Source organism: Herbidospora cretacea, assembly GCF_001570605.1.
GTDB lineage: Bacteria > Actinomycetota > Actinomycetes > Streptosporangiales > Streptosporangiaceae > Herbidospora > Herbidospora cretacea.
The window spans coordinates 139,925-162,050 of sequence record NZ_BBXG01000005.1 but is presented as its reverse complement, the minus strand read 5'-3'; the positions used below and the strand labels follow the sequence as shown (position 1 = coordinate 162,050).

Annotated in this window: 14 protein-coding genes; 7 read left to right on the top strand and 7 right to left on the bottom strand. The window is 68.1% G+C overall.

Annotated elements, in window-relative coordinates; genetic code table 11:
* Positions 1-28: 28 nt before the first annotated feature.
* Together AW270_RS11760 and AW270_RS11755 are read left to right on the top strand one after the other, a co-directional pair.
* Positions 29-907: an SIR2 family NAD-dependent protein deacylase gene (locus AW270_RS11760; protein WP_169807296.1), complete on the top strand. Its 879-nt coding sequence runs from the start codon at positions 29-31 to the stop codon at positions 905-907.
* 44 nt (positions 908-951) lie between these two features.
* Positions 952-2,946 (top strand): nSTAND1 domain-containing NTPase, encoded by a 1,995-nt coding sequence (locus tag AW270_RS11755; protein ID WP_061293835.1) that lies wholly within the window; start codon positions 952-954, stop codon positions 2,944-2,946.
* On the opposite strand, the gene AW270_RS11750 is transcribed toward AW270_RS11755, so the two are convergent.
* Positions 2,930-4,255 (bottom strand): MFS transporter, encoded by a 1,326-nt coding sequence (locus tag AW270_RS11750; RefSeq protein WP_169807295.1) that lies wholly within the window; start codon positions 4,253-4,255, stop codon positions 2,930-2,932. The two genes, AW270_RS11755 and AW270_RS11750, sit on opposite strands and share 17 nt — an antisense overlap.
* Positions 4,256-4,663: 408 nt before the next feature.
* Between AW270_RS11750 and AW270_RS11745 the strand changes: the two genes are divergently transcribed.
* A complete protein-coding gene (locus AW270_RS11745; RefSeq protein ID WP_245674684.1) occupies positions 4,664-5,524 on the top strand; it encodes an alpha/beta fold hydrolase in 861 nt (286 codons plus the stop codon).
* On the opposite strand, the gene fxsT is transcribed toward AW270_RS11745, so the two are convergent.
* The 6 genes from fxsT to AW270_RS11720 form a co-directional block, all read right to left on the bottom strand.
* On the bottom strand, positions 5,521-9,408 hold the full coding sequence (fxsT, locus tag AW270_RS11740; protein WP_061293831.1) for an FxSxx-COOH system tetratricopeptide repeat protein: 3,888 nt from the start codon (positions 9,406-9,408) through the stop codon (positions 5,521-5,523). The genes AW270_RS11745 and fxsT overlap by 4 nt on opposite strands.
* Positions 9,409-9,425: 17 nt before the next feature.
* Complete coding sequence (locus AW270_RS11735; RefSeq protein ID WP_061293828.1) at positions 9,426-10,619, bottom strand: TIR-like protein FxsC; 1,194 nt, start codon at positions 10,617-10,619, stop codon at positions 9,426-9,428.
* A 345-nt stretch (positions 10,620-10,964) separates the two neighbouring features.
* Positions 10,965-13,247, bottom strand: a complete 2,283-nt coding sequence (locus AW270_RS11730; RefSeq protein WP_063819176.1) for an FxsB family cyclophane-forming radical SAM/SPASM peptide maturase — start codon at positions 13,245-13,247, stop codon at positions 10,965-10,967.
* Positions 13,248-13,271: 24 nt separating this feature from the next.
* Entirely contained in the window at positions 13,272-13,433 is a 162-nt protein-coding gene (locus AW270_RS38640; RefSeq protein ID WP_157521850.1) for a hypothetical protein, read from the bottom strand.
* Between the two features lie 635 nt (positions 13,434-14,068).
* A complete protein-coding gene (locus tag AW270_RS11725) occupies positions 14,069-15,319 on the bottom strand; it encodes a M20/M25/M40 family metallo-hydrolase (protein ID WP_061293823.1) in 1,251 nt (416 codons plus the stop codon).
* 416 nt (positions 15,320-15,735) lie between these two features.
* Complete coding sequence (locus AW270_RS11720) at positions 15,736-16,806, bottom strand: DUF5925 domain-containing protein (protein ID WP_061293820.1); 1,071 nt, start codon at positions 16,804-16,806, stop codon at positions 15,736-15,738.
* Between the two features lie 98 nt (positions 16,807-16,904).
* On the opposite strand from AW270_RS11720, the gene AW270_RS11715 reads away from it, so the two are divergent.
* The 4 genes from AW270_RS11715 to AW270_RS41145 all read left to right on the top strand — a co-directional run bounded on the left by AW270_RS11715 (position 16,905) and on the right by AW270_RS41145 (position 22,104).
* Positions 16,905-17,999: an amidase family protein gene (locus AW270_RS11715; protein WP_061293818.1), complete on the top strand. Its 1,095-nt coding sequence runs from the start codon at positions 16,905-16,907 to the stop codon at positions 17,997-17,999.
* Positions 17,996-18,925 (top strand): S-methyl-5-thioribose-1-phosphate isomerase, encoded by a 930-nt coding sequence (gene mtnA, locus AW270_RS11710; protein ID WP_061293815.1) that lies wholly within the window; start codon positions 17,996-17,998, stop codon positions 18,923-18,925. Before AW270_RS11715 ends, mtnA begins: the two co-directional genes overlap by 4 nt.
* 75 nt (positions 18,926-19,000) lie before the next feature.
* On the top strand, positions 19,001-20,119 hold the full coding sequence (locus AW270_RS11705) for a 5-methyltetrahydropteroyltriglutamate--homocysteine S-methyltransferase (RefSeq protein WP_061293813.1): 1,119 nt from the start codon (positions 19,001-19,003) through the stop codon (positions 20,117-20,119).
* 122 nt (positions 20,120-20,241) lie between these two features.
* Positions 20,242-22,104, top strand: coding sequence for a peptidoglycan-binding protein (locus AW270_RS41145; protein ID WP_245674677.1), 1,863 nt, complete (start codon positions 20,242-20,244; stop codon positions 22,102-22,104).
* Positions 22,105-22,126 lie beyond the last annotated feature (22 nt).

Sequence of the window (22,126 nt, the reverse complement as noted above, 5' to 3'; positions counted from 1 at the left end):
TCGACCGCGAGGTGTTTCATTGCACGAGATGGACGAGCGTGACTGGGAACGTCTGATCTTCCAGTTGACCCGGGGTGCCTGCACGCCGTTCCTGGGGGCCGGAGCCTGCGCCGGAGTGCTCCCGTCGGGCTCCGAGCTCAGCGAGAACCTGGCCGACCAGTGGGACTATCCCTATTCCGACCGGGGAAATCTCACCAGGGTCTCCCAATACGGCACGGTGAAGTTCGGGGAGGCGGTGTACGTCAAGGAACAGATCTGCGAGGTGCTCACCACCGGCAAGATCCCCGATTTCGGCGATCCCGCCGAACCCCATGGCCTGCTCGCCCGATTTCCGATCCCGGTCTACCTGACCACCAACTACGACGACTTCATCGTCAGGTCCTTACGGGCGGTGGGCAAAGACCCCAGTGTGATGCTCTGTCCGTGGAATCCGGGGATCGCCTTCGACGAGGAACTGTTCCGGCGGAAGATCAGCTGGAATCCACAGCCCGACGCGCCCCTCGTTTACCACCTGCACGGCAGGCTCGGTCATCCGGAGTCGATCGTGGTGACCGAAGACGATTATCTCGAATTCCTCACCAATCTGGCCTTTGATCGGGCGTCGGATGAACCTACCATGCTCCCACCGGTGATTCTCGGCGCCCTCACCACCCGGTCGCTCTTGTTCATCGGTTACAGCCTGCAAGACTGGACTTTCCGGCTGCTTTTCAACAGCCTCAACCGTGCGGTACCGGGGATCAACCGGCGCAGGCACCTGAGTGTGCAGTTGTCACCGGAAGGCGGCGACGCTGAGGTGAAGATCCTGCGACGGCAGATGGAACAGCACTACGGCGAGTGGAAGGTCTCGATTTTCTGGGGGACGGCCGACGAGTTCTGCAAGCAACTTCTAGGGCGGTTGACGACGTGAATTGGGGCAGCGGAGGATCGGCGGCACACCAGCCCTACGTCGGCTTGCGAGCGTTCCGGGCCGACGACGCCTTCCGGTTCTTCGGCCGGGACCGCGCGGCCCATGACCTGGCCGCCCACTGGCAGGCGAACCGTCTCACCATCCTCCACGGACCTTCGGGCGTCGGTAAGACCTCCCTGGTCCAGGCCGGAGTGCTGCCGCTGCTCGACACGGAGACCACCGACACCCTCCCGGTCGGCCGGCTCTCCTACGGTTCCGCGTTCCCCGTCGTCGACGGCGCGACCTATCCGACCGCCGCACTGCCCCCGCAGCACAACCCCCACGTCTTCGCCCTCCTGTCGGCGTGGGCGCCCCAGGAGTCGCCGGCCCGGCTCGCCGGCCTGACGCTGGAGAGCTATCTGCGCAGCCGCCCGGCCCGGCAGGACCCCTACGGCGATCCCATGCTGGTGCTGCTGGCGATCGACCAGGCCGAGGAGCTCTTCGACGACTTCGCCCAGCGCCAGGTCTACCGCGAGTGGTTCCTCGACCAGCTCAAGCGGGCGCTCGACGCGGACAAGAACATCCGGCTGCTGATGTGCGTCCGCGACGACCACCTCGCCTCGTTGATGCCCTACGGCAAGAAGCTCGTCGCGAACGACCATCGCCGGGTCCGCCTCGACCCCCTCGACCAGGAGGAGGCCCGCGAGGCCGTCACCGGTCCGGTGCGCGGCACCGGCCGCCTCTACGAACGGTCGGCGGTCGACAGGCTGCTCCGGGACCTGTCCGCCGAGTCGGCCCCGGGAGACCTCCGGGCCGAGCCGGTCCGGCTGCAGGCCGCCTGCTCGATGCTGTGGCGCTCGCTGCCGCCCGGCGTCCGCACCATCACCGAGGCCCATGTCGGCGACGTCGCGGCCACCGACAAGCAGGTGACCGCTTTCTGCGAGCTCATGGTCCGGGAGGTCGCCGCCGAGCACCTCGAGGGCGACACCGCGCGGCTGATGTCGTGGCTGGCCCGCACCTTCGTCACCCAGCTCGTCACCCGGCGGAGGGTCCGGGTCAGGGAGAACGTCACCGCGGGCCTCGCCAACGTGATCATCGAAGCCCTCGTCCGGCGCGACATCCTCGTCCGCGACGCCGAATGGTGCGAGCTGTCGCACGACCGGCTCATCCAGCCCGTCCTCCAGGCGGCCGGGCCGGTCGACCTGTCCGCGTCCGGAACCGACCCCGACGGCCTGCTGGGCTCCGCCGAGCTCGCGCTCCGGGACCGCGACCTCGAACAGGCCAAGGCGCAGGCGCGCGAGGCGCTGACCCGGGTCAGGGGCGACCGGCGGCTGGAGGCGGAGATCCACACCTTCCTGGGCAACATCGCCCACCAGGAGCAGGAGTACGCCGCCGCGATCGAGCACTACCTGCGGGCCGCGGAGCTGTTCGAATCCCTCAGCGCCTTCGACGCCGTGGGGCGCCTGCTGGTCGGGATGGGCTGGTTGCGGCTCGCCCAGGGGCGTCCTGACCTCGCCGTCGACGAACTCAACATCGCGCAGGGCCGGTATCAGCACGACCTGAGCATCAAGACCGCGTTCGCGTGGGCCCTGTGGCACGACGGCGCACCCGACCTGGCCCGCGACACGGTCACCGGCGTCCTGGAAGAGGACGGCGACGCGCTCGACGCGCTCCAGGCGCGGGGCGAGATCCTGGCGAGCATGGGCAGGTCCGCCGCCGCCCTGGCGGACCTCGAACGGGCCAGCCCTCTGCAGTGGCCGTCCACCAAGGCCGCCCACGCGCTCGCCTCGGCCCGGCTCGCCGACGTGCAGGAAGTCACGCCGGCGATCCAGAAGGAGATCCGCGAGGCACTCGACGACGCCCCCGACAGCGGCCCCGTCTGGCTCTATTCGGCCTGGATCAACGTGGCGCAGGCGGCCCGGGAGACAGGCGACGAGACGGCGAGGGAGACGGCGCTGGCGACGGCCGGGGAACACGCCCGGCGAGCGTTGAAGGCCCGGTCCCCGAGCCTGCCCCGCCACCTCAAGGAGAAGGCGAGGAAGCTCAGCGGGGAGAAGTGAGCACGTCGAAGACGCGCCGCCACTGGGGCATCATGACCGAGGCGAAGACCGCCGCGACCAGGGTGAAGACGAGGATGAAACCGGTCGCGTCGTGTTTCGACTCGATCGTGGCCAGCCAGCCGCCCAGCGGCGCGGCCAGGCAGACCGCCGCGTGTGACGCCAGCCGGTGCACGCTCACCACTCTCACGAGCTTGGCGCGGGCGACGTTGCGCAGTTCGTAGGTCCTGATCGAGACGTTCATCAGCGACCCCGCGCAGCCGGTCACCAGAGTGGCGAGGCCGTAGTACATCGGATCGGTGAGTGTGGTGATGCCCAGGGCCAGCACCCAGATCCACATCTGCGCGACCAGGGCGCTGGTGCTCGGAACCATGTATTTCTGCACGACACTCAGCCGGGCCAGATTCGATCCGATGGCCCCCCCGATGCCGCCTCCGGCAAGGACGATTCCTACCAGGATGGGAGGTACGTCCGCCGATCCAGCGAGAAATATGACGATAACGGTGTTGATCGCCAGATTCGTGGTCGTGGTGGCGAAGACGGCGTTCTGCAGGAACGGATGTCGCCCCAGTTCCCTGACACCGGCCTGTATCTCGTCGGCGAACCGGCGCACGCTCAGCCGCCGTATGCCTTCCCGCAGTTGACGGCCCGTGTGCGCCTTGGGGCGCCGTCGTTTTCTGAGGTCGGCGATGGCGGCCAGGAACGCCCCGGAGAACAGGAACAGGACGGCGTTCAGGAAAAGCGCCACGGGTGCGCCGAAATGAAAGAGCAGGCCGCCGAGAGGCCGCCCCGCCAGTACCGCGAAATGGACTCCCGTCTCACTGGCGGCCAATCCCTTGGTCATGTTCTCTCGGGGGATCAAATTCGACACCAGTGCCGTCTCGGCGAGGGAATAGACGACTCCGAGCGCGCCTTCGAGAAGTGCCACGAGGATGATGTGAATTATGGTTACATTATGAAAGCAGGCGGGGATGACGACCGTGCCGATCGCGAGCGCGCGCATCATCTCCGTGAAGAGCATGATGGAGCGGGGGTTCAGCCGATCGGCCAGCACCCCGGCCGGCATGTAGAAGAGCAGGCCGGGCACGGTCAGAGCGAAAGTGACGAGCCCGACCTGTATCGGTGATGCGCCTTCGGCCACGGCGAGCAGCGGATAGATTATCCCCAGCGTCCGCGAGCTGATCGTCGAGGTTCCGATGCTCGCGATGGCCCGCAGGAAACTCGAGCGCTGCCGCTGCAATCGGATGTGACGTTTTCGCAGCTTGGCCCGCTGCCTTTTGTTGATCGGCGGGGCGGGCGAAGGAGAGTCCAAAGAACTCTCCTTTGCAGCCGTACGGACAATGGGCAGCCGAAAACACACCTATTGCCCGTGGGGCTGGTGCCGATTCGGGGTGAGGCCATGCCGAAGCAGGCCGGGAAACACCCGAGGTCTCGAAGCATACTGGTGATTCGATGTTCTGGTCGTCTTTTGGCCAACCACGGGGTGGCGTCCGGATGTTCGCATGCGGCCGGTCAAGGCCAACCTGCCATTGAATCGCCGACCGTCATCGATGTCCGGGAATTCGATTTCGATTCGGCAAAGATGCGGTCCGCCGCAAGCCGGTGCGAGCAGCAGGGAGACTGGTCACTCTTCCCTTCTTGGAACATTTGCGATGAGGAAGTACAAAGTACGGTAAGCGGGGGATTCGACAGCGTCGGAGGCGGGGGAGTGACCTTGACGGTGCAGGTGGAAACGCCCGAAGGCCGCAGGCTCGCAGTCGAGGAGAAGGGATCCGCCAGCGGACGTCCCGTGTTCCTCCTCCACGGCACCCCGGGCAGCCGGGTCGGCCCGGCGCCGAGGCCATCCGTGCTCTACCGCCTGGGCATCCGGCTGATCACCTTCGACCGGCCGGGATACGGCGACTCCGACCGGCAGCCCGGCCGGACCATCGCCAGCGGGGCGGCCGACGTCGCGGCGATCGCCGACCGGCTCGGCATCGAGCGCTTCGCCGTCGTGGGCCGTTCGGGTGGGGCTCCCCACGCCCTCGCCTGCGCCGCGCTGCTGCCCGGCCGGGTCATCCGGGCGGCCGCCCTGGTCGGCCTGGCGCCCAGGGGAGCCGACGGACTCGACTGGTTCGACGGCATGACGGCGTCCAACGTGCGCGAGTTCACGGTCGCGGGGGTCGGCCTCCCGGCCGTGGCGGCCAGCCTCGGGGCGGCGGCCGCGCAGATCCGGGCCGACCCCGCCAGCAAGATCTCCGGACTGACCCTTGAGGTCCCGGAGTCCGACCGGCGGACGGTCGCCGACATCGGCATCCGCCGCATGCTGCTGCGCAACTTCGCCGAAGGGCTGCGCGACTCCAGCGACGGCTGGGTCGACGACGTCCTCGCGTTCTGCTCCGACTGGACGTTCGACCCGGCGGCCATCCAGGTGCCGACACTGCTCTGGCACGGCGAGAACGACGTGTTCTCGCCGGTCAGCCACGCCCGGTGGCTGGGGCGGCGCATTCCCGGCGCGACGCTGCGCATCGAGCGGGGCGTGGCCCACTTCGGCGCCCTCGACATCCTGCCGGACGTCCTGGTCTGGCTCACCCAGGATTAGGTCGGCTGCGGTTCCAGATCCCGGTTGATGCGCCGCCAGCTCCGCAGCGTCGCGATCAGCGGATGGGTGTCGCCCAGTCTCTCGGCCATGAGATCCAGGGTCTCGGCCTGGAGTTCGCCGGCCTGGGCCGTACGACCGGACTCGAGCAGGGTGATCGCGAGGTTGGCCTGGCAGACGATGGTGTCGGGGTGGTCACCGCCGAGAGTCTTGACGAGGCTCTCACGCGACTGCCGGAAGAGCGTCTCGGCCCGTTGGTGCTCGCCCAGGTCCGACAGGGCGTTGGCGACGTTGATCATGCAGGTCAGGGTGAAGGGATGGGTTGGCCCGAGGTGGTCGCGGAAGGCGTCGAGGGTCTCCTCGCCCAACGCGAACGCCTCCTCGGGGCGGCCGAGCGCGCGCAGGTAGATGGCCGCGTTGTTGGCGGCGACCCGCGTGTAGGGGTGGGCGGGCCCGAACAGCCCGATGTACTGCTTCCGGGTCGACTCCGCCAGATCGTACGCGCCCGCCTTGTCCTCCAGCGCCGACCGGCACGAGGCGAGTTCGAGCAGCGCGGCCGGGGTCTCGGGGTGGGACGGATAACGCTGGACGAACATCTCGGCGATCCGTTTCGCGATGACGAACGCCTTCTCGTGCAGGCCCGCCTTGCGGAGAGAGACCGACAGGCTCTTCTCGGCCCGGAGGAGTTCGATGTGGTCGTCGTCCACGGCCTCGCGGTACTTGCCGATGGTCGTCGTCAGCCACTCGGCCGACTCGCGGTAGTGACCGGCCTCGCGCAGGTCGCGGCCGAGGTTCTGGGCGCTGCTCAGGGTGTCGGGGTGGAGGGGGCCGAAGACCTGGTTCATCCGCTCGTAGGTGTCCTGGTCGAGGTCGCGGGCGCTGAAGCAGTCGCCGAGCAGACGGTAGGAGACCGCGAGGTTGTTGGCCGCGTTGAGCGTCTTGTCGTAGTCCTCGCCGAACAGGTCCCTCCACAGGTCGTAGGTCTCGCGGGCGAGCGCGAGGGCCTTCTCGAACTCGCCGGACGCGCGCAGGTCCGCGCCCACGATGCCGCGGGTCAGCAGGGTGTGGGGGTGGTCGTCGCCGAGGAGTTCCCGCTGCTGCCTCAGGGTCCACTCGCTGAGCTTCAGCGCCGTCTGCGTCTTCCCCAGCCAGCGATGCGCGTTGCCGATGTTGGAGAGCAGCAGCAGCCGCTGCCGTTCGACCTGCCCGAACTTCTTCTCCCAGAAGTCGGCCAGCCGCTGGCCCAGATCGAGGGCGTTGGTGTACTCACCCCGCCGGACGTAGTAGCGCACCCGGTCGGTGAGCAGTTTGCGGGTGTCCTCCTCCACGCAGTTCTCGGCCTCGGAGGGCAGCAGGTGGGGCCAGATGATGTCGTAGCGCGGCCAGTTGGAGGGGTCGTCGACCTCGCCCTTCCTGGGCCGGGCGCCGACGAGGATGTCGTGCACCTCGTGGGAAGTGGAATCGGACTCTTCAGTGGTCATCTGATTGCGGATGACGGTCTGCACGAGCCGGTGCAACTGGATCGTGTTGGTGGCCGGGTCGACCTTCGCCAGGGCGAAGCGGGTCACCTCCCTGATCAGCCGCGCGATCATCACCTTCTCGCCGCGGAGGCCGGGGTCGTACTTCAGCAGCGAGCGCATCATCTCGTCGCTGTAGATGAGCTCCTGGGAGATGGGTTCCGGCGCGAAGAAGGCGCACAGTTGCAGCAGCCGGACCGCCGCCGGCGAGCGCTCCTTCAACTGCGCCAGCGAGATGTTCCAGGTCTGCGCGACCGGCAGCGGATAGCCGCGTGGTGGTTCGCTCAGCAGCAGTTCGGCGCTCTGCTTCAGCTGCGCCAGGTACTCCGAGGCCGGTACGGCCGTCTCCGCGAGCCAGGCCGCCGCCTGTTCGATCGCCAGGGGCAGATGACCCAGCTCCTCGGCGACGGCGAGCGCGCCTTCGCGGTCGAGAGAGGGAACCCTGCGGTTGAAGTGCTCGAGACTCTCGTCCTGGCTGAAGACGTCGACCTCGAGCGGTGCCGCGACGTCGGCCCAGGAACGGTTCCGGGACGTGACCAGGATGTGGCCGGCGCCTCCCGGCAGGTATTTGTGCACCTGCTCCGGGTCGCGGGCGTTGTCGAAGATCAGCAGCCAGCGCATCTGCCCGACCCGCAGCGCCTCCCTGGCCGCCTCGGCGCCGGCCACGACGCTGTCGCCGTAACGGATGTTCAGTTTCGTGGCCAGTTCGGCGAGGGCGGTGTTGATCAGGTCGGGCTGTTCGGCCGAGATCCACCAGACCAGGTCGTAGTCGGCCCGGAACCGGTGGGCGTACTCGAGCGCGACCTGGGTCTTGCCCACGCCGCCGAGGCCGTGCAGCGCGATGGTCTGCTCCGGCTGGGTGCTGGTCCGGTTGATGCCGACGAGCTGGTCGCGGAGGCTCTCCATCGCGGTGCTGCGGCCGGTGAAGGTGTTGTTCCGGGGGCCGACGTTCCAGATCGGCGGCACCGAACCCGGGAAACGCGAGCCCAGCTGCAGGTCGGTGGGGTAGCCACGCGGGTCGCGTCCCACGACGTGCAGCAGCGCTTCCGTCGCCTGCTCGGCGTTCATGCGGAGCAGGTCGATCGGCGGCTGGTCGTCGAACGGCGCGACCAGGCGCACCTCGGACACCCGCAGCGCGATCAACGACCGCGGGTTGAGCAGGTCGGAGGTCTGGCGCAGACCGTCGAGGTCCGAGACCACTCGCAGGTACGCCGGCGACAACACCGCCATGACCTGCATGTGCGGTTCGAGGGCCAGCTCGTTCGCGCTCGGGGAGAGGACCTTCGGCACGACTCTGGAGCCCGTGCGTTCCAGCACCGCCCTGATCCAGTCCACCCACATCCGGTCTTCGGGCACGTAGCTCAGCAGGACGTCGGCCTGGTCGGCGACGCGACGACGGGTGAAGGCGTCGAGCCAGCGGGTGCGGAGGGTCTCGTCGAGGGGAGGCAGCGCGGTCACGGCGCCTTCGGTGATCGCCCCGGTCAGCCGTTCGTAGGCGGCCAGCAGCGAGTTGGGCGACCCGGGGCCGTCCCCGAACGTGGCCAGCGTCTCCTCGAAGGCGTAGAAGCGCTTGTACGGGATCTCGACCGCGCCCCAGTAGCGATTGTGCTCCTCGGCGGTCATCGCCGCAGGCAGGTTGTCGAACCGGCTCCGGGCCAGCTGGCGGCCCGCGTCGAGTTTCTCCTTCTCGCCGTCGTCGATGCGCATCGGCACCGGCAGGATGCGGATGGGCCGGTTGCGGATGCGTTCCTCGATGTAGCGCGCCACTTTGGCGGCGCCCTCGATGGCCTGGTCGGCCATCGTGAAGCAGTCGACCAGGACGTCGGGCAGGTGCAGCGTGCAGATGTCGGCGATGTCGCTGCGCCCGGTCCGGCTGTCGATCAGGGCGTAGTCGTAGTTGGCCTTCATGTCGGCGCGCATGGCGTCGAAGAACAGCCCGCCGCCGAGCCGGTCGTAGAGGTTGTCCCAGTCGAACGTGGACACGAGCGAGGAGTAGTCACGGTTCTGCTGCCCGGCGGAGATGAAGTCGAGCGTGCCCTCGTTGGGGAACTCCCACTCCAGCGACACCGCGTGGGGTTCCACTTTGGCGTAGTCGAGGTGCCAGTCGGTGGCCCGCTGCTGCGGGCGGATGGCCGCCCAGACGTATTCGTTGATGATGTCGATGACCCCGGGCGTGGAGGCGATCACCTCATCGTCGAGAAAGGGATGGAAGAACTTGTGCAGGCCGGGCGATTCCAGGTCCCAGTCGACGACGAGAACTCGTTTGCCGTTCGCGGCCAGTACCCAGGCGGTGTTGGCCAGCGCCATAGTGCGGCCCGTTCCCCCCTTGTAGGAGTAGAACGTGATGATCTGGCCTTCGCCGTGACTCATCGGGACCTCCGCGGCCGTCAGTCTGTGCTTTCCGGGTTGCTGCCTTTCGGGGGATACGGCGTGGCCTTTCTCAGGAACTGATTGCCCGCCCGGTTCAGCGCGTCCGGGAAGGCCCGCCGGAAGTTCGAGAAATGGTCGATCGACTCGGTGGCCAGATCGGACCATCGCTTGCTGAGCGTCGCCTGCAGAGCGGCTTTCAATCGGGGCTCGTGCGACGCGGTCTCGGCGTCGTCGAGGTTCCACGGGATGATCACGCTGACCCAGGGGAGTTCGGCCTGGTCGAAGGCCGCCAGCGCGGCCAGGCAGTCGGGATCGTCCAGCGCCCACGGGTCGATGATCATGACGCCCGGACCCGTGGGTTGTTTGCCGGTGAGCAGATCAGGGGTGAAGTCGTACAGGGATCCGATCTCCGGGCGGAATCCCTGTGCCGTGGCCAGCTCCACCGCATAGGACCACAGAGACCGGGGCTGTTCCTCGCTGCGGAAGGGATTCCACTCCTCGGGCACACGTCCGTAGAAGTGTGGGTTGCGGCCCGGGGGGAGGGACTCCCGGCGCGGCGCGACGATGGTGAGGGTGAGCCCCTGAGCCGCGTCGAAGTCTTCGAAGGCGTTGTTGAGCGAGAGGAAGTCGAGCGGCTCGATCGGCTCGACCCGGATGTTCTCGCCCACCTCGACGATGCGCTGGGCCAGGGCGAGGGTGGCCACCTGATAATGGGGCCGGCGCGCGGTCAGTTTGGTGAGGCCGTAGAAACCGACGTCACGGTAGCGGGCTCCCAGGTCCTGGTGGACGAACTGGATCGACCGGGCGGCCTGGGGCAGCGCGTCCGCCTGCATCGGCGTCCACAGCGCGGGGATGATGGCCTCGGGACGGGGGCCGTCGGGCTGGTGGTCGAGCCGGTGGACGAAGGCCGTCCACTCCCGTCCGCAGTTCGGCCGGACGAAGTAACGCGGGGAGTAGAGCGGGACGAAGACCCGGCAGGTGGCCAGGGCCTCGGCTAATCGCTGATGCCAGAGATGGCCGGTGAGCAGCCCGGTGTCCATGAACCCCGCCATCGAGGGATCGGGCAGGTTGGTCAGTTCGAGGACGTGGTCGCACAGGTCCTTGAAGAGCTTGGCGACCCAGCGGTTCGTCTTGTGGTCTCCGTTGGGTGTGTGAGCATAGCTGAGGAAAAAATAGGGGCCGGGTGGCCGTGGAGTCGACTGCAGCGCCATCCCCCTCCCTCCTCTTGCTCACTATAGGAATCCGGTCCCGGATGGGTGAGTCCTTGAGCGGCTTGATTTCTCAGCCGTGGATTCCGTCCCGTCCAGATCACGGCGAAATCCACCTTTGAGCGAACCAGGAACAAAGGGAGGAAATCCGTCGGCAATCCTTGACGCATCGGCCCCGAGCTGGGCGAGGACACTGTCATCAAGGATCACGTCGGTGAACTCCTACCATTTCCGGACGTTATCGTCCCGCGCAACGCAACGGTAGAGCCCGTTCGGAGTAGGTGGTGGAGGCAGCGAAATACGGTCTGATGAAAACCAGCCCAATGGTCCACCTCGGGGCTTCGGATGTCACAACTGTGACTGGAAGGCCTCCAAATGGGCCTCCGCGGCGACCCGCGCCTGCTTCTCGACGTCAGGGGGAAGTTCCTCGGCGAGCCAGGGCGTGAGGGTGTCTCTCATCCGGGCCACGAAATCGGCGCCCAACTCGGTGAGCGCGCCGCTGCCGGCGAGTGTTTCGATCGCCTCCGCGGTCTGCGCCCGCCAGCGGGCGAACTCGTGGTGGGCGGGGTCGGGTTCGACGTGTCGTCGCCGGCGCCAGAAGTCGGCCACGGCGATGTGGGCGTAGGTGCCCTGAAGCAGCCCTTCGAGCGGCCTCGGGTCGGGACGCCAGGGTGCGTAGAAGCGCCGATGGTCGTTCTGGTCGTAGAGATCGAACAGATCGAGGATCGCACCCAGCTTGACGTGCTGGAACTCGTGGATCAACAGGAGCGCGAAGGTCGCGGGATCGGCGGGCAGCGCGGCGGCGACGGAGCCGAAGGCGTGACGGGCGGCCGAGCTGACGTCACCGCCGGCCGGATCAGGGCGGAGCGGCACGATCGTCGTGAGTCCGGCGCGGAGCCCCGGGAGGTATTCGGGGTAATCGGCCTCGATCAGCCGCCACGCCGCGTCGAACGACTCCTGCCAGCGGGCCAGTTCGTCAGAGCTCAGCCGCCCGGCCACCGGCCATTGATGACAGTCACGGTAGGGGTCGGCGTCCTCCAGGACGACGGTATGACCGCCCGAGGTGAGAGTGCGGACGGGCCGCCATTCGCGGTCTCCGTCGAGGAGCCGGACCTGGCCTCCGTCGATCTCGATCGAACCGTCGGTGCGGTCGGTGACCAGGGTGCCGACGGTGGGCAGGTGGATGGCCCCGTCCTTCACCTCGGCGCGGGTCTTCAGGCGGGCCCCCGCCCGGAAGGCCACGGCGGCGGTGATGTTGCGCAGATGGCCGACGAGCGCCTTGCCGCGCAGGCAGTCGACCGCCCACACCCTCACATAGGGGTGCGCGAAGACCGTGTCGGTCATACCGGGGGAGAGCTCTTCGAGGCTGTCCAGGGTCCTCAGCGTCTCCGGGTCGGCCGAGCCGATGTCGCTCAGCAGCATCCGGCGGATGCTGGCCTGTGATTCGGTGAGCGAGCGGACCTCGGCGTCACCGCCGAACCCGGTGGCGAACGACTCGATGGTCTTCCGAGGGACCTGGTGGGCCTGCATGAGCGTCGCCTCGCGAACGTGACTGATCAGTTTGAAGAGGTCTGCGCAGTAGACGCTCGGGTTGTCGAAGGAGTTGGCGCGGAATCGATGGGGATAGAGTCCGCCTCCACAACTGGACACGACAGGACACGCCTGACATTCCGCGGAGAGTCCTGCGATTCCGTTCTGCCGGGCATTGATGCCCGGATGCCCCGCAACCTCGTCAAGGGTGTTGCGGAAGACGTCGAGACCCGTGGCGGGTGCGCCGTCGAAGGCGACTTTCAACGAGTCGACCTGCTCGTAGGAGCCGTCGGTGTCGATGACGACCAGGCTGCTCGGCTCCACCCCGATGGCCTCACTCAGACTGGATTCTCCGTAGGTCGTCCGGATGATCGAGTCGAAGAGGCGGATCCGCACCGGGCGCTCGTCCTTCTCCCAGCGGTCGTAGATCGCCGACAGCCAATCGGCGTAGTCGGTCTGCGACTGCCGGGGAGGTGGTTCTTCCCAGGTGGCGTGCGGAAGCAGAAAGTCGATCTTCGGTGGGTTCAGGCGGAGGAGCGACTCGTAGACGCGGATGGGGTCGTTCTTCGTGTCGATCGTGCAGAGGATGCCGCTGAACAGATCCGGATTGTTCCGCTGCAGCAGTCCGATGCTCTTGACCACGAGGTCGTAACTGCTGCGTCCGTTGGCGTAGCGGCGATGACGGTCGTTCGCCTCGCGGTCGCCGTCGAGGGATATGCCGATCTGGACGGCGTGCTTCTCGAATACCTTGAGATATCGTTCGCTCAGCAGCACGGCATTCGTGTGAATTTTCACCCTGAGGGTGGCTGCCGGATTTATCTGGTCGGTCAGGATGGTAATGATTTCGTCGAGCCGCTCCGGGCCTGCCAGAAGCGGCTCGCCGCCGTGAAGAATGACCGAGACCTCGCTCAGACTGCGGCGTCTCGCGTGTTCGGCGATTCTCTCCGCGATGCGGGTGATGGTTTCGGGCGGGACCACCTTGGGTTTCTGCTGCCACGACTGATCGGCATGCTCATACACATAACAGTGGTCGCATGCGAGATCGCAGCGGGTGTGCACCTTCACCACGAATTGGCGAAGGGCAAGATGGTGCCCTGACATTCATTCCGTCCGGGTTGAGGTGGCTCAGATGGAGGCCTGGAAAGCTGCCACGGTCAGGGACGTCTCCCCGATGATCCGTCCACGCATCCCGGCCAGCTCGCGGTCGCTGCATTTGGCTACGGCCGATAGCGGCTCGTTGTGGAGGTTCAGGATTGCCGAGGTGATTTCGGTCCCGGTGTGGTTCATTTCTGGCCCCTTGATAGGACTGCGGCGGAGGCTGCATGCGGTGCCACCGCGTCGTTTGGAGTAGCGCCCCGGTCCGAGTTGCCTTACCCCAAGACCGGGAGAGCGATTCAGACATACCCGCAAAAAGGTCACGTGATGGGCTTAATGCGGCATGCCTTTGGAGCTGGATGTTCCTGGGTTCTGCATGGCTGGTGTCCAGATATGCCCACGCCAAGCCGGTGTGGTCTTTCCGGACGCCGCGCGGTCGCTCTTGTTCGACAAGGGGACAGCAGGAAATTTGTACCACACGAGATGTCGTGCTGACGCAACTCCTCGACCGGAACGCCGCGGAGCTGGAATAGGGGCGTGATCTGCGGTGGAAGTTAAGGGGCGGAACTCCGCCGGGCCGCCCCTCCGCCAAGGGGCGCCACCCCGGCAGGCAAGGGTGACGGGAGGGGTGGGGCGGGGGCCGCCACGGTCACGCAGAGAGGAAGACAACCGCTGTCGGTGCTGGCACGGAGCATTCTTTCCAAAAATGTTGGGGGCGTTTCTCCGTTCCGTCCCGCGGGGTCGCCGGGATTTTCGGGCATCGGTTTCCCTTTGATCTTGCGCAGTGGGATGGTTCCGCATCGAGTATACGGTGACCGTGCCCAGGATCAATGGCGAGAATTCAGTAGCCTATTCAAAGTCTGAACACCGAATTCGAGACCCTCGACCGGTACGCGCTCGTCCACTCCGTGGAAAAGGCCGAAGTAGTCCAGATCCGCCGGAAGCAGGAGTGGGGCGAAACCGTATCCTTTGATGCCGAGCCGGGCGAAAGACTTGGCGTCCGTGCCACCCGTCATCACATAGGGAACCGGCCGGGCGGTCGGATCGCCGGCCCTGATCGCCTCGCCCAGTTCGTCGAACAGCCCGGAGATCGGCGCCGACGGGGCGTCCTCGAAGTTGATGAACTCCTTGGTGATCCGCGGGCCCAGCAGCCGGTCGACGGTCTCCAGGAATTCCTCCCTGAATCCCGGAACGAATCTTCCGTCAATTCCCGCCTCAGCGGTCCCGGGAATGACATTGACCTTGTAGCCGGCCGACATCATCGTCGGGTTGGTGGAATTCCTGATCGTCCCCTTGAACAGTGCGGCCGCTTTCGGCGGCACCGCGGACAGGTCCGCCGGGTCGATCGGCATCCCCAGCACGTCGGACAGCTCAGCGATCATCGCCGACACGGCGGGCGTGAGGCGGAGCGGCCACTCGTAGTCCGCCACCCGGGCCAGCGCCCGCGCCATCTCCGCCACCGCGTTGTCGACGGGAGGCTTCGACCCGTGCCCCGCCACCCCGTGAGCGGTGACCTTCATCCACGCCGTCCCCCGCTCCCCGACCCCGATCGGGTAGACCCGCACCCCGGACGGCATCGTCGCGGAGAACCCGCCCGACTCGGAGATAGCCTCCGTACACCCCTCGAACAGGTCGGCGTGCTCGGAGACCACGTATCGCGACCCGAACTCCCCGGTCGACTCCTCATCGGCGAGAAAGGCGAGCACGAGGTCCCGCCGAGGCCGCACCCCCTGCCGCACCCACGCCAGCGTCATCGCCAGCGACCCCTTCATGTCCACGGCTCCGCGCCCGTGGACGTACCCGTCGGCGATCTCCCCGCTGAACGGATGCATCTTCCAGTCGGCCGGGTCGGCCGGCACCACATCCAGGTGCCCGTGGATCAGCAGGGCGTCGGGCGAATCGCCGGGCACCCGGCAGATCACGCTGGCCCGCCGGGGCGCGCTCTCCACCAGTACGGGCGACAGGCCCACCTCGGCCAGCAGGCCGGCGACGTACTCCGCCGCCTCCCGTTCCCCGGGGCCGGGGTTGGTCGTGTCGATGCGGATCAGCTCTGAACAGATCTTGGCGGCCTCGCTCATGATCCAAGCCTTACCTGATTGAGCATGCCCCTACTCACGCCACCCCACCAGAACCACGCCAAGCTCCGGATATGCGGAGGAATCTGCTGATTTATCAGGGCCCGGGCGCGCCCCCCACGCCCGAAGGCTGGCACGCCGAGAAGGTCGGCCTTCACGACCCCCGCGAGCTGTGCCGATGGATCGACCGGCACTGGACCGGCGGTCGCGTCGCGCTGGTCGCCCACGGCACGGCCGGTCTCCTGTTCCGGCGCGGTCCGCCTGGAGCGCACCGCCCTCCCGCCCGGCTTCCCCTGGCACCGGGTGATCGAACGGGAACAGGCCGGTCAGATCACCTACCGGTAGACCAGGAGGCGACGGACATGACCCTTCTCCTCGCGAAACAGGAGACAGAGCCGGCTACCACCGACCGCGGGAAGCTACAGGTAGAGGCCCGTCTCCTCCGGAACCTGCTCCGGCACGACCCCCGCCTTCAGCGCGAACATCTCCGCCAGCGTCAGCCCTCCGGGCCCCACCCCCGCAGAGGACCCCAGCCACGCCGAAGCCTCATCGGGCTGCATCCGCCCCACTTCGATCTGCGCCAGACACCGCCCGGGCCGCACCACCGCGGGATGCAACCGCTGCAGGTCCTCGTTGGTGGTGACGGCCACGAGAACATCCCGGCCCTGCCCCAGCAGGCCGTCGGTCAGGTTGAGAAGCCGGGAGAGCCCCTGCCCCGCGGAGAGCTTGGCCTCGGCCCGGATCAGCTCGTCACAGTCCTCGAGCACGAGAAGCCGCCACTTCTTCTCGTCGTGGTCAGGGCAGTCGCACCCGACCGCCACCTCCATCAGATACCCCGGATCGTTGAACAGCCGCTCGGGATCGAGCACGCAGTCGACCTGACACCAGGACCGCCACTCCCGCGCGAGTGTCCGCAGCAGCGTCGTCTTCCCCGTCCCCGGGGGGCCGTGCAGCAGCAGCAGCCGACCCGGAGCAGACCCGCCCCGCAGCGCCATCAGAGAATCCAGCTTCCCCAAAGCCAGCCGGGGGTAGTTGCGCCGCACGTCAGCCCACGCCGACGCCCCGATCGTCTTCGTCGAGCGGCGGCGGCCGTGTTCGGACTTCCAGAAGAAGCCCATCGTCACCTTGTCGTCGTCGACCGGCTTCGGTTCGGCGGCGTCCTTCACGGTTTCGGTCACCACGGCCGCGGCCAGGTCTTCGGTCACGGCGGTGACCGCGACCATCGCGCTGCCGCTCTTGTAGCGGACGACGCGCATGGTCCAGCCCTCGCCCTCGTACAGGCGGGAGTCGGGGCCGTCGTCCGACGACGCGGCGCGCACCAAGGTGCCGCCGGAGGCGGTCAGGGGTGCGTCGTCGCGGAGCTTCTCGACGCTGGCGGTCTGGGCCCACGGCTGTGCCCCGGTGGCGAAGGGGGACAGGGCGAGGGCGTCGATGATGTCAGCTGGGCTGTCGCTGTCGTCTACCCACACTTTCATCTCGAGCGGAGTCATGGGTCAATGATCCCGATCTGTCGTGGAGGGTGTCGACGCATTATCCGTTTACGCGTGGGACACGGGGGCGAAATCGGCCTCGCGTAGGAAGGTGAGACATGGCGATCGATCCGTTCGTACCGTGGGGTGTCGCAACAGAGGGTTCCGGCGGGCCTCGGCTGGCCGTCAAGGATGTCATCGACGTCGAGGGGCTGCCCACCGGGGCGGGCCATCCCGATCTGCTGGGGGAACCGGCCGAGCGGGACGCGGAGGCCGTGTCGCGGCTGCGCGCCATGAGTGTCTTCGCGGGCAAGACGCACACCGACGAGCTCGCCTGGAGCCTCGGCGGGACGAGTCAGCACTACGGCGCGATCGAGAACCCGGCCGCGCCGGGGCGGGTGTGCGGGGGGTCGTCGAGCGGGTCGGCCGCGGCTGTCGCCGGCGGCCGCGCCGATCTCGGGCTGGGCACCGACACCGCCGGTTCGGTCCGCGTCCCGGGTTCCTTCTGCGGTCTGTACGGCTTCCGCCCCACCCATTCCCGGGCTCCCCGGGCGGGGATCGTGCCGCTGGCGCCCTCCTACGACGTGCCGGGACTGCTGACGCGGGAGCTGCCGCTGCTCGAATGGGCGGCCGACGCGCTGCTCGACCCCGGCCCCGAGGTGAGGGCGCCCGAGCGGCTCTGGGTGCCGGCCGACCTCTGGAGCGAGCTGTCGCCGCGCGTGGGGGCGGCGCTGGCGCCGGCCATCCGGGGGCTCGGCCTGCCGGTCGACCGGACGCCGCTCGGGCTCGACGTCACCGACGCGTTCGCGGTCACCCAGGCCGCGCAGGCGTGGGAGTGTCACGGCGAGTGGGTGCGGGCGAACCGGCCCGAGTTCGGGCCGGGGGTGAAAGCGCGGTTCGAGCGGGCCGAGCGGCTCACGGCCGAGGAGGTCACCCTGGCCGCGAAGAACGTCGCCGAGGCGCGGGCGCGGCTGCTCGACCTGCTCGACGGGGCGGTCATGGCGCTGCCGAGCGCGCCCGGCGTCGCGCCCGAGCTCGGGCGGCCGTCGCGGGTGCGGGCCGCCACGCTGCGGCTGACGTGCCTGGCGCCGATCGCGGGGGCGCCGGCGCTGAGCGTGCCGGTGACCCTGCTCGACTCCTGCCCGCTGGGGTTGTCGCTGATGGCGGCGCCCGGGGGCGACGAGAGCCTGTTCGCGCTAGCGTCGGAGGTATGACCACAATTGGGTGGGACGAAGACGCTGTCGTCCTCATCGACCAGACCCGGCTGCCCGGTGAGCTCGTCCACCTGCGGATCACCACGGTCGCCGGGCTGATCGACGCCATCAAACGGCTGGCCGTGCGCGGCGCGCCCGCGCTCGGGGTGGCGGGGGCGCTGGGGGTCGCGCTGGCCGCCCGTACCGGCGAGCCGATCGAACCCCTGGCGGCGGCGCGGCCCACCGCGGTGAACCTGGCGTGGGGGGTGCGGGAGGCCGCCGCGGCGGCCGATCCGCTGAAGCGGGCGCTGGAGATCCGCGACGAGGACGTCCGGGCCTGCCGCGAGATGGGGGAGCGCGGCGCCGACCTGCTCGCCTCCTACGGCGCGAGCCGGGTGATGACCATCTGCAACACCGGCGCGCTGGCCACCGTCGAGCGCGGCACCGCGCTCGGGGTCGTCCAGACCCTGTACGAACGCGGCGCGCTCACCGAGGCCATCGCCCTGGAGACCCGGCCGCTGCTCCAGGGGGCCCGCCTGACCACCTGGGAGCTCCAGAAGATGGGCGCGCCGTTCCGGCTCGTCGTCGACTCCGCCGGGCCCTTCCTGCTGGCGCGCGGCGCGGCCGACGCCGTCGTCATCGGGGCCGACCGGATCGCCGCCAACGGCGACACCGCCAACAAGATCGGCTCCTACATGCTGGCCCTCGGCGCCCACCGCGCGGGGGTGCCCTTCGTCGTGGTCGCCCCGGAGAGCACCGTCGACCTCCGGACGCCCAGCGGCGCCGACATCGAGATCGAGGACCGGGGGAGCGCCGAGGTCACCTCGCTGCCGGGCATTGCCACCTACAACCCCGCCTTCGACGTGACGCCCGCCGACCTCATCACCGCCATCGTCACCGAGCGGAGGGTGGTCCGGCCCGCGCGCGGCGAAACGCTCATTTCGTGATCAAGAAACTGGCCGCATGCGCTAGCGTCTTGACGACTTCCGTCATGTTCCAGACATCAATGGAGATGATTCGCAATGCGCACAGAACCCCCCTTCCGCGCGGATCACGTCGGCAGCCTCCTGCGCCCGGCAACCCTGCTCCAGGCTCGTGACGACTACGCCAAGGGCGCCCTCGACGCCGCCGGACTCCGTGTCATCGAGGACGCCGCCGTCCGCGACGTCGTCGCGCTCCAGAAGGAGGCCGGTCTCCAGACCGCGACCGACGGCGAGTACCGCCGCGCCTCCTGGCACATGGACTTCATCTACCGCCTCGGCGGCATCAGCGTCGCCGCCGACGAGCAGATCGTGGTCAAGTTCCGCAACGACAACGAGAAGATCGAGTTCACGCCCAAGGGCATGAAGGTCGACGGGAAGATCACCCTCAACGAGACGATCTTCGGCGACGACTTCGCCTACCTGCAGAGCGTGGCCGGCGAGGGCCAGACCCCCAAGCTGACCATCCCGTCGCCCAACATGGTCCACTACCGCGGCGGCCAGGCCGCCATCGACCCGGCCGTCTACCCCGACATCGAGGAGTTCTGGACCGACCTCGCGGCGGCGTACCAGAACGAAGTGGCCCGGATCGGCGCGCAGGGCTGCACCTACCTGCAGTTCGACGACACCTCCCTCGCCTACCTCAACGACCCGGCGCAGCGCGCGGAGATCGCCGCCCGCGGCGACGACGCCGACCACCTGCACCTGCGCTACATCCAGCAGATCAACACCGCCATCGCGACCAAGCCCGAGGGCATGCGGATCACCACCCACATGTGCCGAGGCAACTTCCGCTCCTCCTGGGCCGCCGAGGGCTCCTACGACTTCGTCGCCGAGGCCCTGTTCGGGGAACTCGGCGTCGACGGCTTCTTCCTGGAGTTCGACGACGAGCGCTCGGGCGGCTTCGAACCGCTCCGGTACGTGCCCAAGGGCAAGTACGTCGTCCTCGGCCTCGTCACCACCAAGTCGGGCGTCCTGGAGTCCAAGGACGACCTCAAGCGGCGCGTCGAGGCGGCGTCGAAGTACATCGACGTCGACCAGCTCTGCCTGTCCCCGCAGTGCGGGTTCTCTTCCACCGTGGAGGGCAACTCCCTCACCCAGGAGGAGCAGTTCGCCAAGCTGCGCCTCATCGTCGAGACCGCACAGGAGATCTGGGGCTAGAGGGGCTATACCAAGGTCATGACCGTTGGGCATATCGGCCGTCGATATGGGCAAAGCGCCACTCGCGCCTTCCGGCGGCCAATATGCTCGGCGTCCTTTCCAACCTGTACTGGAGTCTCTTCGTGGCCATCTCGCTGGTGACCCGCGCGCAATGGGGAGCCCGCGCTCCCAAGGGGTCGTACTCCCCGCTGACGTCCACGAAGGGTGTCAAGGTCCACTACACGGGCGGGCGCGTCCCCCCGGAGATCGTCAACGACCACAACCTCTGCGTCGCGCAGGTCAGGTCCATCCAGAACTTCCACATGGACGGCAACGGCTGGATCGACATCGGCTACTGCGTCGACGAGCAGACGGAGATCCTCACCCGGAACGGCTGGAAGACCTATCAGGAGATCCAGCCGGGCGATCTGACGCTGACGCTCAACCACGAGACCGGCCTGTCCGAATGGCAGCCACTCCTCGACGTGTACGTCTTCCCCGCCCAGCCGCGGACCATGATCCGCATGGAGGGCGACCGGCACTCCTCGCTCACCACCCCTCAGCACCGTTGGCCCGTGGAGCGCTATCGGCGCCGGACCGGCACGGTCAGGATCAAAGACGAACGGGGCAAGTGGGCGGCGACCGGCCGGAGTCGCCGCGAGGTCACCTCCCGGGAACGCCTGTGGGCCACCACGGAGAGCCTCACCTACTGGGACCGGATCCCGATCGCCGCTCCCTGCGCCGACCTGCCGACCGAGGCCAAATGGTCGGACGCCTTCGTCGAACTCGTCGCGTGGTTCTGGACCGAGGGCCACGTCAAGCCCAACCGGGACAGGACACCCAGCACGTCCGTCGCGATCTATCAGGCTACGAGGAACGCGGCGAATGTCAGCCGCCTCCGGATCGCCCTGACCGAGGTCTTCGGCCCGGACTCGGGCGCGTTCCCCAGGCTCGGCCGGACCACCGACGGTGTGCCGCGATGGCGTGAAGCGCTCAACGACGACCTCGTGGAGTTCCATCTGTCCGCCGACGCGGGTCCTCACCTCCTTGAGGTGGCGCCCGACCGGGTCCCCACATACGAGTTCCTGCTGTCGCTCACCAAGGCCCAGCTCGGGCTGTTCATCGAGACCTCTCTCGCGGCCGACAACGCCGGTGAATACAAGCTCGCGCAGAAGAACCGGGCGGCCTCCGAGGCCTTCATGTTCGCCGTCCTGCTGTCCGGCCGCGGCGCGTCCCTGCGCCGCAGACCTCCCAACGGCACCTGCAAGACGGACATGTGGCAGGTGGCCATTCGCCGCCAGGAGTTCTTCAGCCCTCGTGCTGCCCGGCAGAGCAAGGGCGAATTCGAGATCTCGGAGGAGACGTACGAGGGGAAGATCTGGTGTCCCCGTACGGAGAACCAGACCTGGCTGGCCCGTCGTGACGGCTCGGTCTACTTCACCGGCAACTCGATGATCGCCTGCCCTCACCGGCGGGTGTTCGTCGGGCGGGGGCCCGACCATCTTCCCGCCGCCAACGGCTCCGGGCTGAACTCCGACCACTACGCCGTGCTCGGGCTCGTCGGCAACGCCGGGTTCGTCAAGCCCAACGACAACCTGCTGCACGCCGTCCTCGACGCCATCGAGCACCTCCGCAAGGAGGGCGGGGCCGGGACCGAGATCAAGGGGCACCGCGACGGCTTCTCCACCGACTGTCCGGGCGCGGCGCTCTACGCGTGGGTGCAGCGGGGCGCGCCCCGGCCCGGCGGCGAACCCGAGACCCCGCCGGGCGGGCAGATCCCCGCGTGGCCGGGGCGGCTGTTCACCTATCCGCCGGTCACGACCGGCGACGACGTCAAGCGGTGGCAGCAGCAGATGAAGAAGATCGGTTTCGACCTGGAGGCCGACGGCGCCTACGGGCAGCGCTCGCGCGACGTGTGCAAGACCTTCCAGCGGCGGGTCGACCTGCCCGACGACGGGATCGTGGGCCGGCGGACGTGGGAGGAGTCGTTCCGCTACACATTGTGAATTAGGGGCTGACCGGGGGGCT